Origin of the sequence: Vibrio sp. 1731, from assembly GCF_033339955.1 — a bacterium.
Lineage (GTDB): Bacteria > Pseudomonadota > Gammaproteobacteria > Enterobacterales > Vibrionaceae > Vibrio > Vibrio alginolyticus.
The window spans coordinates 14,638-30,274 of record NZ_JAWOVO010000011.1; the positions used below are offsets into that span (position 1 = coordinate 14,638).

Annotated in this window: 12 protein-coding genes and 2 pseudogenes; 10 read left to right on the forward strand and 4 right to left on the reverse strand. The window is 44.6% G+C overall.

All coding sequences use genetic code 11. The features are described 5' to 3' along the window. Positions 1–203: 203 nt before the first annotated feature. From pstA to phoU, 3 genes and pseudogenes are all read left to right on the forward strand, one after another. Positions 204–1,580, forward strand: a pseudogene (pstA, locus tag R7035_RS14130) (phosphate ABC transporter permease PstA); the annotation flags it as partial. Positions 1,581–1,582: 2 nt separating this feature from the next. After that, a complete protein-coding gene (gene pstB / locus R7035_RS14135) occupies positions 1,583–2,401 on the forward strand; it encodes a phosphate ABC transporter ATP-binding protein PstB (RefSeq protein ID WP_005381745.1) in 819 nt (272 codons plus the stop codon). A 30-nt stretch (positions 2,402–2,431) separates the two neighbouring features. Continuing rightward, positions 2,432–3,130: a phosphate signaling complex protein PhoU gene (phoU, locus tag R7035_RS14140; RefSeq protein ID WP_005381744.1), complete on the forward strand. Its 699-nt coding sequence runs from the start codon at positions 2,432–2,434 to the stop codon at positions 3,128–3,130. 62 nt (positions 3,131–3,192) lie between these two features. Here the strand turns inward: phoU and ppk2 are convergent, their stop codons facing one another. The 3 genes from ppk2 to R7035_RS14155 form a co-directional block, all read right to left on the reverse strand. Next, a complete protein-coding gene (gene ppk2, locus R7035_RS14145) occupies positions 3,193–3,969 on the reverse strand; it encodes a polyphosphate kinase 2 (protein WP_318146167.1) in 777 nt (258 codons plus the stop codon). A gap of 70 nt (positions 3,970–4,039) precedes the next feature. Further along, positions 4,040–4,783, reverse strand: coding sequence for a copper homeostasis protein CutC (locus tag R7035_RS14150; RefSeq protein ID WP_132937069.1), 744 nt, complete (start codon positions 4,781–4,783; stop codon positions 4,040–4,042). Positions 4,784–5,066: 283 nt separating this feature from the next. Then, positions 5,067–5,678 (reverse strand): peroxiredoxin C, encoded by a 612-nt coding sequence (locus tag R7035_RS14155; RefSeq protein ID WP_005381738.1) that lies wholly within the window; start codon positions 5,676–5,678, stop codon positions 5,067–5,069. A 199-nt stretch (positions 5,679–5,877) separates the two neighbouring features. On the opposite strand from R7035_RS14155, the gene R7035_RS14160 reads away from it, so the two are divergent. The 3 genes from R7035_RS14160 (at position 5,878) to aceA (ending at position 10,452) form a co-directional block, all read left to right on the forward strand. Then, entirely contained in the window at positions 5,878–6,783 is a 906-nt protein-coding gene (locus R7035_RS14160; protein ID WP_005383681.1) for a hydrogen peroxide-inducible genes activator, read from the forward strand. 606 nt (positions 6,784–7,389) lie between these two features. Further along, positions 7,390–9,018 (forward strand): malate synthase A, encoded by a 1,629-nt coding sequence (aceB, locus tag R7035_RS14165; protein ID WP_165935380.1) that lies wholly within the window; start codon positions 7,390–7,392, stop codon positions 9,016–9,018. A gap of 120 nt (positions 9,019–9,138) precedes the next feature. Continuing rightward, positions 9,139–10,452 (forward strand): isocitrate lyase, encoded by a 1,314-nt coding sequence (gene aceA, locus R7035_RS14170; RefSeq protein WP_005381733.1) that lies wholly within the window; start codon positions 9,139–9,141, stop codon positions 10,450–10,452. Between the two features lie 123 nt (positions 10,453–10,575). Here the strand turns inward: aceA and R7035_RS14175 are convergent, their stop codons facing one another. Then, a complete protein-coding gene (locus R7035_RS14175) occupies positions 10,576–11,025 on the reverse strand; it encodes a CBS domain-containing protein (RefSeq protein ID WP_017820562.1) in 450 nt (149 codons plus the stop codon). Between the two features lie 312 nt (positions 11,026–11,337). On the opposite strand from R7035_RS14175, the pseudogene R7035_RS14180 reads away from it, so the two are divergent. The 4 genes and pseudogenes from R7035_RS14180 to yajC all read left to right on the forward strand — a co-directional run bounded on the left by R7035_RS14180 (position 11,338) and on the right by yajC (position 15,626). After that, positions 11,338–12,514, forward strand: a pseudogene (locus R7035_RS14180) (trypsin-like serine protease). Positions 12,515–12,782: 268 nt separating this feature from the next. Next, entirely contained in the window at positions 12,783–13,835 is a 1,053-nt protein-coding gene (gene queA / locus R7035_RS14185) for a tRNA preQ1(34) S-adenosylmethionine ribosyltransferase-isomerase QueA (RefSeq protein ID WP_132937061.1), read from the forward strand. A gap of 147 nt (positions 13,836–13,982) precedes the next feature. Next, on the forward strand, positions 13,983–15,119 hold the full coding sequence (gene tgt, locus R7035_RS14190) for a tRNA guanosine(34) transglycosylase Tgt (RefSeq protein ID WP_005381727.1): 1,137 nt from the start codon (positions 13,983–13,985) through the stop codon (positions 15,117–15,119). A 177-nt stretch (positions 15,120–15,296) separates the two neighbouring features. Further along, complete coding sequence (gene yajC / locus R7035_RS14195) at positions 15,297–15,626, forward strand: preprotein translocase subunit YajC (protein ID WP_005381725.1); 330 nt, start codon at positions 15,297–15,299, stop codon at positions 15,624–15,626. Positions 15,627–15,637 lie beyond the last annotated feature (11 nt).

Here is a 15,637-nt window from a genome sequence, read left to right on the forward strand (position 1 = left end):
TCATTGGTTGGAAAGGATTAACCTATTTCTGGCCTGCGCCATTGTATCAATGGAACGTAACGTCGTTGACTCCTGTACAAGGCGAAGTGCTACATGAAAATACTATTCTGATTGGTCAAGTGTATGAGCGCAGCTTTGTACCGAAGAGTTATTTGCCTGAAAGCGCAGCACAACAGTTAGAAGACGATGAAGATTTTGCCACTCGACTCAGTATCAAAATCGCTAACCGAGAGTTGTATCCCGCCGATTTTATCTCCGTATTGCAAATGCAGTTGGATGAGCCCACGACGCCAAAAGAGTGGGCGGTGATAGAGCGCAGTAGCGGTGGTTATTTCTTTGGTAAGCTGGTGGCGTTTCAAGATGGCGATAATATATACACCAGTGATATTCAATCGATACTAAATAAAAAGCTTGATGATGCAGAAACTCTGCGCCATGAGATTGATTCTTTGGTGGTCGATCAGCTTAAAGAGCTTGGTTGGAAGCTAGAGCAGTTGCGATTAGAAAAGCGCAAGCATGAATTGAATGACACGCTGACAGAAAGCTTCTTAAAGGAAAATCAGACGAAAAAAGAGCAGATAGAAAAAGCGCTTGCGACGTTAGATTTGCAACTTGATGGTTTACGACTTCAGCTCTCTGACTATGCCTTGATTGCCGAGGATATGACGGGGTCACAAGTATCGATTCCGCTCGAAGATATTTTGGACTACTGGTATCCAAACCAAATGTCATTGCCTGATAAAGTCATGCATTGGGGAAAACAGGTTTGGAAGTTTTTATCTGAAGATCCAAGAGAGTCGAACTCTGAAGGAGGCGTGTTCCCTGCGATATTTGGTACGGTTTTCTTAGTACTTATCATGTCGATCATTGTGATGCCACTTGGGGTGATCGCTGCTATCTATCTGCATGAATACGCTAAGAATAACGCTCTAACCAGGGTTATTCGTATTGCGGTTATAAACCTAGCGGGTGTTCCATCGATTGTTTATGGCGTATTTGGTTTAGGCTTCTTTGTTTATACGATTGGTGCCTCTATCGACAACGTATTCTATGCGGAAAAGTTACCGGCACCAACCTTTGGTACGCCGGGTTTGTTATGGTCTGCACTAACTCTTGCCGTGCTGACGCTTCCAGTTGTGATTGTGACGACAGAAGAAGGTTTAACTCGTATTCCGAGTTCAGTACGACATGGCTCTCTGGCACTTGGTGCAACTCAGTTCGAAACGCTATGGCGCGTGGTTTTGCCTATGGCGACGCCAGCTATTATCACAGGTTTGATCCTTGCGATTGCGCGTGCAGCTGGCGAAGTAGCGCCACTGATGCTGGTGGGGGTCGTGAAATTGGCATCCAGTTTACCGGTTGACGGACAATTCCCTTATGTGCATTTGGATAGAAAGTTCATGCATTTAGGTTTTCACATTTACGATGTTGGCTTTCAAACCTCCAACATCGAAGCGGCGCGACCATTAGTTTATGCCACCTCTTTCCTACTCGTGACAGTGATTGTCGGGCTAAACTTAACAGCAATCAGTATTCGCAATAATTTACGAGAAAAATACAGAACGTTAGGACAAGATTAAGTATGTTTAATTTTGATAGTACATTAGGTTATGAGCCACCATTGGACGTTCATAATTTAACGGATGAACAAACAGCCATCTCAATCGAGAACCTTAATCTGTTCTATGGTCAAACTCAGGCGCTGCATGATATTTCGATGCGAATTCCCAAAGGGCGAGTCACTGCTTTTATCGGTCCTTCAGGGTGTGGAAAGTCGACGTTATTACGTTGCATCAATCGCATGAACGACTTAGTGGAAGGGTGTCGAGTCACAGGCAAAGTGCGTCTCCATGGCAAGAATGTTTATCATCCTAATGTCGATGTTGCGACACTTCGACGCCGAGTGGGGATGGTGTTTCAAAGACCCAATCCATTTCCTAAGTCTATTTATGAAAATGTAGTTTATGGCTTACGCTTACAAGGTGTAAAAAACAGCCGCAGTTTAGATGACGCAGTGGAGCGATCCTTGCGCTCGGCGGCGTTGTGGGATGAGGTAAAAGACCGCTTGCATGAGAACGCATTTGGCTTATCTGGTGGTCAGCAACAGCGCTTGGTCATTGCGCGCGCGGTGGCGATTGAGCCGGAAGTCCTGTTATTGGACGAGCCAACATCAGCGTTGGATCCAATCTCAACTTTAACTATTGAAGAGCTTATCAATGAGCTGAAGACTCAATATACTGTCGTTATCGTTACCCATAACATGCAACAAGCGGCGAGAGTGAGCGATCATACTGCATTCATTCATATGGGTAAGTTAATTGAATACTCTGACGCGGACTCGATCTTCACTTCGCCAATGAAGAAACAGACCGAAGATTACATTACGGGTCGCTACGGTTAAGTCGCGACTCTATACGGAATAAGGAACATCATGCACTTTGGACGTCATATTTCAGGACAATTTAACGTAGAGCTAGAATCGATTCGTACTCATGTATTAACCATGGGTGGCTTGGTAGAACAGCAGCTTTCGTATGCTATTCAAGCCTTGCATAAAGAAGACATCGAACTGGCGCGTAAGGTTGTGCGTGACGATCATAAAGTGAATGCGATGGAAGTCTCGATCGATGACGCCTGCACACGCATTATTGCTAAGCGTCAGCCAACGGCAAAAGACTTGCGCTTAATCATGGCTATCATCAAAACGATCACTGATTTAGAACGTATCGGTGACGTGGCGACACGCATTGCTTACGTTGCCATCGAAAGCCCATCATCAAAAGAACGACAATTCCAAGTGTCGTTAGAGCCTCTCTGCCGTCAGGCAATTAATATGCTGCATCAGGTTTTAGATGCGTTTGCCCGCATGGATGTAGAAGCGGCAGCAGAGGTGCACAAACAAGATGACAAACTAGACGCCGAGTATGAAGCGGTGATTCGTCAGTTGATGACATACATGATGGAAGATCCAAAAAATATCCCTAATATTCTGCAAGTGATGTGGTCGGCACGCGCGATTGAACGCGTGGGGGACCGCTGCCAGAACATCTGTGAATACATTATTTACTTTGTGAAAGGGAAAGATGTACGCCACCTAGGTGATCAAAGTATTGATGACGTACTGAAGTAACTGACTTCAGCAAATAGACCAGCTTTTAGGCTGGCCTATTTATTAGAGAGAAGGAAAGCACGTTAATATTTATCAGGAACGAAGGTCTGATCATCAATGGGCGCTCTGACGTAACCTTCTTTATTGAGTTCAGGTAATTCGATGGGTGAGTACTCAAGTGCTTTGTAGTCAATCTGGCTTAGTAAATGACTGATACAGTTCAAGCGCGCTTTCTTTTTGTCATCAGAAGGGACGACCCACCAAGGGCAGTTTTTCGTGTCTGTATAGGCAAACATCTTATCTTTTGCTTCCGAATACTCCGCCCAGCGAGGACGTGACTCTAAATCCATTGGGCTGAATTTCCAACGTTTGATCGGCGTATCAATTCGACCTAGAAAACGTTTTTCCTGCTCTTCGTCTGAAACCGAAAACCAATACTTAATCAGAATAATCCCAGATCGTTGCAACATTCTCTCGAATTCAGGGCAAGAGCGTAAAAACTCCTCGTATTCGTCTGGAGTACAGAACCCCATGACTTTTTCGACACCTGCTCGGTTATACCAACTTCGGTCAAATAAAACGATTTCACCAGCAGATGGTAAATGAGCGACGTAACGTTGGAAGTACCATTGCGTTTTTTCTTTTTCTGTCGGTGCAGGCAGAGCCACTACGCGACAAACACGCGGGTTTAGCTTTTCTGTAATTCGCTTTATCACTCCGCCTTTGCCCGCAGCATCACGTCCTTCAAACAGAACCACCACTTTTAACCCTTTGTGTTTGACCCACTCTTGAAGTTTTACGAGCTCAACTTGAAGGTTTTTGAGCTCCTTTTCGTATTCCTTTTTCTTCAATTTAGACATACACCTTTCCTCACTCCTTGATAAACAATATGTTAGCACTCAAAAGCTATGCGCGTGAGGTTACGGTCGTCTATTTGAGAGCTGCTACGACATCGGTAATGGCTTGTGTACTTGTGATGGGGATTAAAAAATCATCGACATCGGATGCGCCCATTTTGCTTTGTTCAGCAACAAAGGTCATTTGGCTAGGGCGTGTGGTTTTGCCTGACAGATGGATTTCAGGAACTTGAGTGTCTTCTACTAACGCACGTACGTTACTCGCATTAACGCCAGCACCCGCCATGATTGCTATGCGTCCTTGGGCTTGCTTAACCAAAGCTCTAAGCACATCGATCCCTTGTGGTGCTGAAGGCGCAAGACCGGAGGTTAAAATACGTTCACAACCTAAGCTGATCACTTCTTCCAAAGCTTTTTCAGCGTCACGACACTGGTCAAAGGAACGATGGAAGGTCACGCCTAAGCCAAGCGCTTGAGCAAATTCACACAGCGCAGCCGCGTAAGGCATATGAATATCACCGTCTTGAGTGAGCACGCCGAACACGACACCGCTCAAGCCTGATTGGTGAGCTGCTTCAATATCCCAACGCATCATTTCGATCTCTTCTTCATTGTAGAAGAAGTCACCTTGGCGTGGGCGGATCATGGCATAAACTGGAACACTAGAAAGCTTAGCCGCTTGCTGCATAAAGCCATAACTGGGTGTTAGTCCGCCTAAAGCCAAAGAGGAGCAAAGTTCAATCCGAGTGGCGCCGCCAGCAATGGCGTAGTGCAGAGATTCAATATTATCAATACAGACTTCTAGGTGAGTAACCACGTTCATTCATCCTGCTAACGTTACAAATAAGTGTTGTGGCTAAGATATTAACAGGGCCAGTAAGCAGAATCTGTATGGAGGGGATGATAAATAGAGGTAAAGTTTACGCTAAAGCGTTACCTCATTTTGGCGGTTTATCTGAAGGAAAAAGAAAGCCCAGAGCAGAGGCTCTGGGCTTTGATAGGACTTTACTTAGACTGATTGGCGTTTGCGGTTTTCCGCATTAGCTTATTGCTTTATATACATCCAACCATCACACCCGTTGAGCTAGGGTGAAGGTCTATTATTTTTTGCCTAGGTCAGCTGCGTGCTCAGATAGGAACGCTGCAACACCTTTTGGAGATGCGTCCATACCTGCTTTACCTTCTTCCCATTGTGCAGGACATACTTCGCCGTGCTTCTGGTGGAAGTTAAGAGCGTCAACCATGCGTAGCATTTCGTCGATGTTACGGCCTAGTGGTAGGTCGTTAACTACTTGGTGACGTACAACGCCTTCTTCGTCGATTAGGAAAGAACCACGGAAAGCAACGCCTGCTTCTGGGTGCTCAACGTCGTAAGCTTTACAGATTTCGTGCTTAACGTCAGCAACTAGTGGGTACTTAACTTGACCGATACCGCCATCTTCGATAGCAGTGTTACGCCATGCGTTGTGAGAGAACTGAGAATCGATAGAAACACCGATTACTTCAACACCTTTAGCTTGGAAGTCAGCTAGACGGTTGTCGAATGCGATTAGCTCAGATGGGCAAACGAAAGTGAAATCTAGTGGGTAGAAGAATACTACTGCTTTCTTACCTTTAGTGAACTCTGCAAAGTTGAAGTTTTCAACGATTTCACCGTTACCTAGAACAGCTGCTGCAGTAAAATCAGGGGCTTGACGACCTACTAGTACCATTTTTTTGCTCCTAAAAAGTATGGTTAGCTCCAAACCGAATTCAGTTGTGTCGGTTTGGTTCGTGTTTGTACGAGACAAACTATAGTACAGATTGTAGTATTGAAAAAAGCGAAATAAATAGATTGAGTTAATCGAAAAAAACGATAATAACAACACTCTTAACTCGATCACTGGAACGGCGGTAGATACAAATACAATTATGAATAAATGGCCCAGTTTGAAGCAGTTACACTATTTAGTCACACTGCATGAAACAAGACATTTTAGTGACGCTGCAGAGCGTTGTTTTGTCAGTCAGTCGACTTTAAGTAAGGGTATTCAAAACTTAGAGGAGTTGATTGGCTGTCCATTATATGAAAAGAAAGACAAGAAAAGTCCACTGGTTTTTACCCAAACAGGAGAAATGGTAGTAAAGCAGGGGCGAGAGCTGTTAGCAAAAGGGCAAGATTTGGTCGAGCTTGGACGTATGTGCCAAGGCGACGATATGCAAGGCCAGCTAAAAGTAGGATGTATACCAACAATTGCTCCGTTTTTACTGTGTGATTTGGTACAAGAGGTGAATTACCGTTTTCCACAACTGAATCTTTTATTAAGAGAAGACACGACGACAAACTTACTTCAAGCGCTCAGACATGGTGAGCTGGATGTGCTTATTTTAGCGTTACCAGTCGAAATTGATGGCATGGAAAGCCGAGTAGTGGGTAAGGATCCGTTTCGAATGGTTATAAGCGCTAATCAAGCCCAATCGGTCCCTGTGCCGATTCGTTACGCGGATTTACCTGACGAATCCGTCTTTCTACTAGAGAAAGAACATTGCTTAACGGAACATGCGGTATCAGCGTGTAAATTAACAGACAAAGAAAAAATCAATCCGTTTACGGCAACCAGCCTCCATACACTGGTGCAAATGGTTGCGAATGGTTTGGGAACAACGTTCATTCCTCAAATGGCTATCGACCATGGCTTGCTGCATAACCAGAATTTAGTCGTGATCGATCCTCCAGGTAAACAAGCTTATCGCGAAATCGGCTTAGTTTGGCGTCCGAGCTCGTCAAGAACGAAAACATTTAATCAACTTGCAGAAGTCGTTTCAGAGCTGCTTTAGCTATTAGTATTAGCCCTTACTTCTCCATTATTTATCTAAAAGCGCACTGGAAACAGTGCGCTTTCTAGTATTTTATTCTGTTGGTAAACTTTGACTTGTAAAATTTTACAGCTCTTCTTTGATGAAGCTTTCATAAAATAGTGAAATTTCACAATGTTAATTTTACACAAAGCCCTGCATACCTTGTTTGACCCCTGTTTAAATACATCTCTTCAGCCCTTGTGAATACAAGGTGTTTGTTTACCAGTCTATATTCATACGCTTGTTTGAAATGATAAAACGACTTTAAATTTAATGTAATTTTATTACGTAATAACTTACAAAATAAGGCGCTTGATAGATGGTTTTTACCTTGCGGAATAAAACTTTGAATTTTCTGTTTTGTTTATATTGGGGGTTTCACTAAACCCCTTGTTGATATAGCTTATTTAAAGGCCGATACGACTTATGTCTAGATTGAAAATACACGTAGCATTACGCAATCTATCGGCATAGCTAGACGAGTTGAACACAAAGTTAAAGGATGTAATTTGTTGTTCATAACTTACAAATGTAGCTTTACGCTGACTGCCCAAGATTGATAAAGCACGTTAAGGATGAATGATTATGCTTGCTCAGACAGAACAAAAAACACAACAACTAAAGCAAACCCAAGGCATGCTTGAGGTGAATGGAGTCGTTGCTCCAGAACATCAAGCAATTTTCCCTGTTGAAGCCCAAACCTTTTTATCTCTACTGTGTGAAAAATTTGCCGGACGTGTTGAACAGTTGCTGGAAGCAAGAGAAGAGAAGCAAGCACGTATTGATGCTGGTGAGCTACCAGATTTTCTACCAGAGACACAAGACATCCGTGAAGGAAGTTGGAAGATCCTAGGAATCCCACAAGATCTGCAAGATCGCCGTGTGGAGATTACCGGACCAACTGACCGCAAGATGGTGATTAACGCACTGAATGCGAATGTAAAAGTGTTCATGGCAGACTTCGAAGATTCAATGTCTCCTGCATGGAGTAAAGTGCTAGATGGTCAAATTAACTTGCGCGATGCTGTTAATGGCACCATCAGTTACACCAATCCTGGCAATGGCAAACATTATCAGCTGGAAGATGACCCAGCGGTGTTGATCTGCCGTGTTCGCGGCCTTCATTTAAAAGAAAAACACGTTTCGTGGCACGGTCAGATCATTCCAGGTGCGCTATTCGATTTCGCTCTGTATTTCTATAACAACTACAAAGCGTTACTTCAAAAAGGCAGTGGCCCTTATTTCTACCTTCCAAAACTGCAATCGCATCACGAAGCGAAGTGGTGGAGCGAAGTGTTCCATTTCACGGAAGACTATTTCGGTTTGGATACAGGCACGATCAAAGCGACTGTGCTGATTGAAACCTTACCAGCGGTATTCGAAATGGACGAGATTCTGTTCTCGCTTAAAGAACACATCGTTGGTTTGAACTGTGGTCGCTGGGATTACATCTTTAGCTATATCAAAACATTGAAAAAACACTCAGACCGAGTACTGCCAGATCGCCAAGTGGTAACGATGGACAAGCCATTCTTAAACGCTTACTCGCGATTATTGGTACGTACTTGCCATAAACGAGGTGCTTTCGCGATGGGAGGAATGGCCGCATTTATCCCAGCTAAAGACCCGAAAGAGAATCAAAAAGTATTAGACAAGATCCAGACTGACAAATCGTTAGAAGCTAACAACGGCCACGACGGTACTTGGGTGGCTCATCCAGGTTTGGCTGACACTGCTATGGAAGTCTTTAGTGCTGTGCTGGGTGAACGCACCAACCAGTTGGATGTGAGCCGTGCAGAGGATGCGCCTATTACAGCAGCTGAACTGCTTGAGCCTTGTGAAGGCGAGCGCACTGAAGGCGGAATGCGCCACAATATTCGCGTTGCGCTGCAATACATCGAAGCTTGGATTTCTGGCAATGGTTGTGTGCCGATTTACGGACTGATGGAAGACGCAGCAACGGCAGAAATCTCACGCGCCTCTATCTGGCAATGGATTCAACACGGCAAGTCGCTAGACAACGGATTAAAGGTCACTAAAGAGCTGTTCGAGCTCTATCTCAAAGAGGAGATTGAAGTCGTGAAGCAAGAAATTGGCGAGCAGCGCTACCATGCGGGTCGATTTGAAGAAGCAGCAGACTTAATGGCAAGGCTCACGACGAGCGATGAACTGACCAACTTTTTGACAGTTCCTGGTTATGACTACCTGGATTAATAAAGAATAACTGTAACACCAATAACGTGAAGGATTTTCAAGGCAGATAGGGAAGTACTGCCTGAGAACGGAAACTCAACGCACACGCATAAAGTGCAAATTATAAAGAGGGATAGACCAATGACTAACTTAACTCGCCGCCAACAAATTGAAGCTCTGGAAAAAGACTGGGCAACTAACCCACGCTGGAAAAATGTGAAGCGTACTTACACTGCCGAGGAAGTGGTGGAACTGCGTGGCTCTATGGTGCCTGCAAACACAATTGCACAACGTGGTGCAGACAAACTTTGGTCACTGGTCAACGGTAGTGCGAAAAAAGGTTACGTAAACTGTCTTGGTGCGCTAACGGGTGGTCAAGCGGTTCAACAAGCTAAAGCAGGTATTGAAGCGATTTACTTGTCAGGCTGGCAGGTAGCGGCGGATAACAACACCGCTTCGACGATGTATCCAGACCAATCTCTTTACCCAGTAGATTCTGTACCGTCAGTAGTAAAACGCATCAACAACTCATTCCGTCGTGCAGACCAAATTCAGTGGGCTGCTGGTAAGACGCCTGAAGATGAAGGTGGTATTGATTACTTCCTACCTATCGTAGCGGATGCTGAAGCGGGCTTTGGTGGTGTGCTTAACGCTTACGAACTAATGAAATCGATGATCGAAGCCGGTGCCGCGGGCGTTCACTTTGAAGACCAGTTAGCATCGGTGAAAAAGTGTGGCCATATGGGTGGTAAGGTATTAGTTCCTACGCAAGAAGCGGTACAAAAGCTCGTTGCAGCTCGTTTGGCTGCTGACGTAGCGGGTACAACAACATTAGTTATTGCTCGTACTGATGCGAATGCGGCGGATCTCATTACTTCAGATTGCGACCCATATGATAAAGACTTCATCGAAGGTGAGCGTACTCAAGAAGGTTTCTACCGCGTTCGCGCGGGTATCGACCAAGCGATCTCTCGCGGCCTGGCTTACGCACCATATGCAGACTTGATTTGGTGTGAAACGGCTACGCCATGTTTGGAAGAAGCACGTAAGTTTGCAGAAGCAATTCACGCTGAATACCCAGATCAATTGTTGGCGTACAACTGCTCGCCTTCATTCAACTGGGAGAAAAACCTAGATGCAGAAACCATTGCTAAGTTCCAACAAGAGCTTGCAGACATGGGCTACAAGTACCAATTCATCACGCTAGCAGGCATTCACAACATGTGGTTCAACATGTTTGAACTGGCGCACGCTTACGCTCAAGGTGAAGGTATGCGTCATTATGTTGAGAAAGTTCAGCGTCCTGAATTCCAAGCAGCTGAAAAAGGCTATACGTTTGTTGCGCACCAACAAGAAGTAGGTACAGGTTACTTCGATAGAATGACCAATACTATCCAAGGTGGTAACTCTTCAGTGACAGCATTGACAGGTTCGACCGAAGAAGACCAATTCTAATTGGCAGAGAAACACTTCCTTAATCAGCGTCAGTAATGGCATTTTGAGCGGCAACCCTGCCGCTCTTTTTTCGTTTAACCGGTGTAAAAACGAAACTTACAACAAAGAGAATACGCTTGCGTACTACTCTTCCTGCTCGATTTCTTCAGGTTCCACTTCTTCTTGTAGTTCCAATAAGTTAATCGCAATCGTCACGAAGTCACTATCAGTAATAATGCCGACCAATCGACCTTTGGTGACAACAGGTAGACAGCCAACTTTATGCTTTTGCATATAGATAGCGCTCTCTTTGAGCCCCGCGATAGGCTCTGCCGTCATGATGTTGGTGTGCATCATTTCGTAGAGCGGTGTGTCTAAAGTAAAAGATTGTTCAGCCTCATCTGGGTGCAAGCTCGATTCTTGAGCAGCAAGAATGTCGCGTTGAGTCACCAAGCCTTGTAAGTGGTTATTGGCATCAACAACAGGAATGTGTCGAATATCAAGCGCATCCATCATGCTTTTTGCATCACGCAAGGTGTGCGTGCGCAGTAAGGTATGAGGATTACGAGTCATCATGTCTTCAACCTTGATCATAGAGACCTCCAGCGGCATTGTCCTTCTCTTAAATATAGAGAATATTTTTCTGTATATCTGGGAGCTAACTCGTTTTTCATCAATTAAATAGCACAATGCTGATGGGCTGCGTAATCTGTGTTTTATTGGTGTTTTTATTAATTTGAATAAGTCGGTTTGTGTGCGAGTCAGTTGGCATTTTTAGTTGATATTGAATGTGTTCCCAAGGTAATCCAATGAATTGAATCGCACATTTTTATTCGCTGGATTTTCCAAGATTCTTCTCTCGAAGAAGATACGTCCAGGCTTACCAAATTGAAGACAGCAACCTAGATGAAACGAACAACGTGTAACAAACTTATTGCGCTGGCAGTGGCGGCATTCAGTGTGCCATCAACACAGGCGATTGTGTTAGGAGATGAACAAACCGATCCTGTTGACCGCGTTACTTTGCGAGCAAGTAATATGGCAGAGTTTCCGCTGTGTGGTGGAACGATGTGGAACGATGCTGACAGAGCAATGGGTACTGACTGCGGCGCACTGTGTGGTGATGGGACAAGGAACCAATGAAGCAACCTACTATGTGACCCCGCCGGGTGAGCTGTCGGTGAATGCGAATGTGTATGAACTTAATTCTGCAGGGCTTGATAACTTCTATCCGGTGTCTCACGTTGTGGTTCATCCGGATTACACCCGGATTTCAAAAGCTGAGACCGACAGTAATGGCAACGTGAAACCTATCCAAACCGGTTTAGATTCAGACATCGCGTTGCTGTATCTCACGCGCCCAGTGGCAAACGCGAGCTTTGCTGACCTAGCGAGTAAAGTTGACATGGAGAGTATCGAAGCACGTTTGGCGGCGGACTGGAACGATAATTACCTGACCAATCAACGTGTCGAAAATGTGCAAGTGTTTGGATGGGGGTCTACTCAGCCGGATGCTTCTGAACCTTCTAATACGCTCAAAACCACCATTAGCACATTTTTGCCCATCGACAAATGTTATGAGCGTTTAGAAATTGGCAGCAGTTTTCCGGGGATCATTGATTCAAGAGACAACCAAACCAAAATTTGTACGCTACCAACACAAAACCATGTATTGGAGCCGGATAGCCATACCCAATATGGCAACTCTGCATGTAAAGGTGACAGTGGTGGCCCGTTGGTCGATGTGGCGACCGGCAAACAAATTGGTATTGTTAGTGGCGGCCCTCTTATTCTACCAACGTGTGGCTCTTTGACGATCCCAAGTTTCTATACCAAGGTGAGCCACTATTACGACTGGGTACAGTCTTACATTACTGCCGATGCGCCACCAAGTCGTTACATCATTGCGCCGAATTTTATCAAAAGTGCTAACAATGAAAGTGGTGACAATAAAGAGTGTCACGATGGCATTGCGACCAATAACTGTGATTTCAAAGGCTCAGATGATGAAGGTGGCAGTCTAGGGTTTTGGTTATTGGGTTTATTCGTGCCGTTATTCTTGTGGCGAAAGCGTGAGGTTTGATAGGGCGATTGGAATGCCAAACTAATAAGCAGCGGTGTACGTTGCTTTGCTTTTTTCATGTTCTCTCTTTGGGGCTCAAATTAAAAATAGTGCCAAGTAATCGAGGCTTTTCACGTTTTATTACACTCTTCACCATGGCTTTTACTGCTATATTCTGGTGATTTGCTTGCTATTGCAGCATGTAAACATATACTAGTCTGCTGCGAAAAACTCGTCGCAATTTTATCGTCGCCTAGACGTGATTTGACCAATAGATAAGACAAGTAACATGCAAGTATCAGATTTCCATTTCGACCTTCCAGATGAACTCATCGCTCGCTACCCTCAACCAGAGCGTACCGCTAGCCGACTGCTGCAAATGGACGGCAATACCGGAGAGCTCATTGATGGCACATTTATTGATGTATTGGGCCAAGTTCAACCCGGTGACTTAGTGGTGTTTAATAATACTCGTGTTATTCCTGCTCGTCTTTTTGGCCGCAAGGAGTCGGGCGGTAAATTAGAAGTGCTAGTGGAGCGCATGTTGGATGAGAAAAGCATCCTCGCGCACGTTCGTTGCTCTAAATCACCAAAACCAGGTACAACCATTATTGTTGGCGAGAATGATGAATATTCAGCAGAAATGGTTGCACGCCATGATGCTTTATTTGAACTGAAATTTAGTTCTGATAAGACGGTACTAGAAATTCTGGAAGAAATCGGCCATATGCCGCTTCCTCCTTACATCGACCGTCCAGACGAAGATGCAGATAAAGAGCGTTACCAAACGGTATATAATCAAAAGCCAGGTGCGGTTGCGGCACCGACAGCGGGCCTTCACTTTGATGATGTTCTCTTGGAGAAAATCAAAGCGAAAGGTGCAGAGTTTGCTTACGTTACTTTGCACGTTGGGGCGGGTACATTCCAGCCAGTAAAAGTGGAAAATATCAACGATCACCACATGCATGCCGAGTACGTAGAAGTACCGCAAGAAGTCGTCGAAGCAATTAAAGCGACGAAAGCGCGTGGCGGACGAATTATTGCTGTTGGTACAACATCTGTGCGTTCACTTGAAAGTGCAGCGCAAGACGCATTGCAAAAAGGGACTGAGCTGGCCCCATTCTTTGGCGATACAGAAATCTTTATTTTCCCTGGTTACGAATATCAGTTGGTGGATTGCTTGATCACAAACTTCCACTTGCCTGAATCAACACTGATCATGTTGGTGAGTGCATTTGCTGGATACGAGAACACCATGAATGCTTACAAACATGCGGTGGAAAACAAATACCGTTTCTTCTCGTATGGCGATTCAATGTTCATCAAGAAGAAAACGGCGTAGTTAAAAATAGATTTACGAGTGCTAGCAGTAAGCTAGGAAATAAAGCATCCATTGCTTTGTCTCTCGCAAGGAAAAGCGACCGCTCCTTAAAGTAGGGTAGAGCCCTAAACACTCAGTCAGACTGTTTCTCTGACACCCGGAGGCATCGTGAAATTAAAATTCGATCTTAAGAAGAAAAACGGCAATGCACGTCGTGGTCAACTGACTTTCGAACGCGGCACTGTTCAAACTCCTGCGTTCATGCCAGTAGGTACTTACGGTACCGTTAAAGGTATGACACCAGAAGAAGTAAAAGGTACTGGTGCAGAAATTCTGCTAGGTAATACGTTCCACCTGTGGCTACGTCCTGGTCAAGAAGTGATGAAAATGCACGGTGACCTGCACGATTTTATGAACTGGCACGGTCCTATTCTTACTGATTCAGGCGGCTTCCAAGTATTCAGCCTTGGTAAGATGCGTACGATCACTGAAGAGGGTGTTCACTTTCGTAACCCAGTAAACGGTGACAAGATTTTCATGGACGCAGAAAAGTCGATGGAAATTCAAAAAGACCTGGGCTCTGACATCGTTATGATTTTTGACGAGTGTACGCCTTACCCAGCGACACACGATGAAGCGAAGAAATCGATGGAAATGTCATTACGCTGGGCACAGCGTTCACGTGACCACTTCGAGAAGCTAGAAAACCCGAACAACCTATTTGGTATTGTCCAAGGTGGTGTTTACGAAGATTTACGTGATGTGTCGGTAAAAGGTCTAACGGAAATCGGTTTTGACGGTTACGCGGTTGGTGGTTTGGCAGTAGGTGAGCCTAAAGAAGACATGCACCGTATTCTTGAGCATACTTGTCCTCAACTTCCTGAAGACAAACCTCGCTACTTGATGGGCGTAGGTAAGCCAGAAGACTTGGTTGAAGGTGTTCGTCGTGGTATCGACATGTTTGACTGTGTAATGCCAACGCGTAACGCACGTAATGGTCACTTATTTGTGACTGGTGGTGTGATCAAGATCCGTAATGCGAAACATAAAACGGATACAACACCATTGGATCCGCATTGTGACTGTTACACTTGTCAAAACTACAGCAAGTCGTACCTTCACCATTTAGAGCGTTGTAATGAAATCTTAGGCGCTCGCTTGAATACAATCCATAACCTGCGTTACTACCAGCGTCTGATGGAAAGCATTCGTAAAGCAATTGATGAAGATCGCTTCGATGAATTTGTTACTGAGTTCTATGAGCGTCGTGGCCGTGAAGTGCCACCACTAGCAAAAGAGCAGTAATTGAAAAACTAAAAGAATTAAAGCCTTTGGCATGTCGCCAGAGGCTTTTGCTAATAAAGTAGGCTAACGCACGTTATTTTTGAGAGAGCGATCTCTATTAGTTACTCTCAGACTTGAATCTAAAATGCGAAAGCCCAATTTGTTTGATTATCAATAAAATATAATGAGGATGTTTTAATGTTTATTTCTCAGGCTCACGCAGCAGCAGAAGGCGCGCCAGCAGGCGGTGGTTTTGAAATGCTAATCATGCTTGGCATGTTCGCAGTGATCTTTTACTTCATGATTTACCGCCCACAAGCGAAACGCGTAAAAGAACACAAAAACCTAATGGCTTCTATGGGCAAAGGCGACGAAGTTTTAACTAGCGGTGGCCTAGTGGGTAAAATCACTAAGATTGCTGAAGACAATGACTACATTTCAATTGAGCTTAACGCGAACAATGAAGTAGTAATCAAGAAAGACTTCATCACTGCAGTGCTACCAAAAGGTACGCTTAAGTCTCTATAAAACAGCTAAAG

Coding starts and splice junctions, on each gene's coding strand:
- queA (WP_132937061.1), top strand. CDS start 12,783: ATGCAAGTATCAGATTTCCATTTCGACCTTCCAGATGAACTCATCGCT.
- R7035_RS14155 (WP_005381738.1), bottom strand. CDS start 5,678: ATGGTACTAGTAGGTCGTCAAGCCCCTGATTTTACTGCAGCAGCTGTT.
- aceA (WP_005381733.1), top strand. CDS start 9,139: ATGACTAACTTAACTCGCCGCCAACAAATTGAAGCTCTGGAAAAAGAC.
- R7035_RS14160 (WP_005383681.1), top strand. CDS start 5,878: ATGAATAAATGGCCCAGTTTGAAGCAGTTACACTATTTAGTCACACTG.
- pstB (WP_005381745.1), top strand. CDS start 1,583: ATGTTTAATTTTGATAGTACATTAGGTTATGAGCCACCATTGGACGTT.
- aceB (WP_165935380.1), top strand. CDS start 7,390: ATGCTTGCTCAGACAGAACAAAAAACACAACAACTAAAGCAAACCCAA.
- R7035_RS14175 (WP_017820562.1), bottom strand. CDS start 11,025: ATGATCAAGGTTGAAGACATGATGACTCGTAATCCTCATACCTTACTG.
- ppk2 (WP_318146167.1), bottom strand. CDS start 3,969: ATGTCTAAATTGAAGAAAAAGGAATACGAAAAGGAGCTCAAAAACCTT.
- yajC (WP_005381725.1), top strand. CDS start 15,297: ATGTTTATTTCTCAGGCTCACGCAGCAGCAGAAGGCGCGCCAGCAGGC.
- phoU (WP_005381744.1), top strand. CDS start 2,432: ATGCACTTTGGACGTCATATTTCAGGACAATTTAACGTAGAGCTAGAA.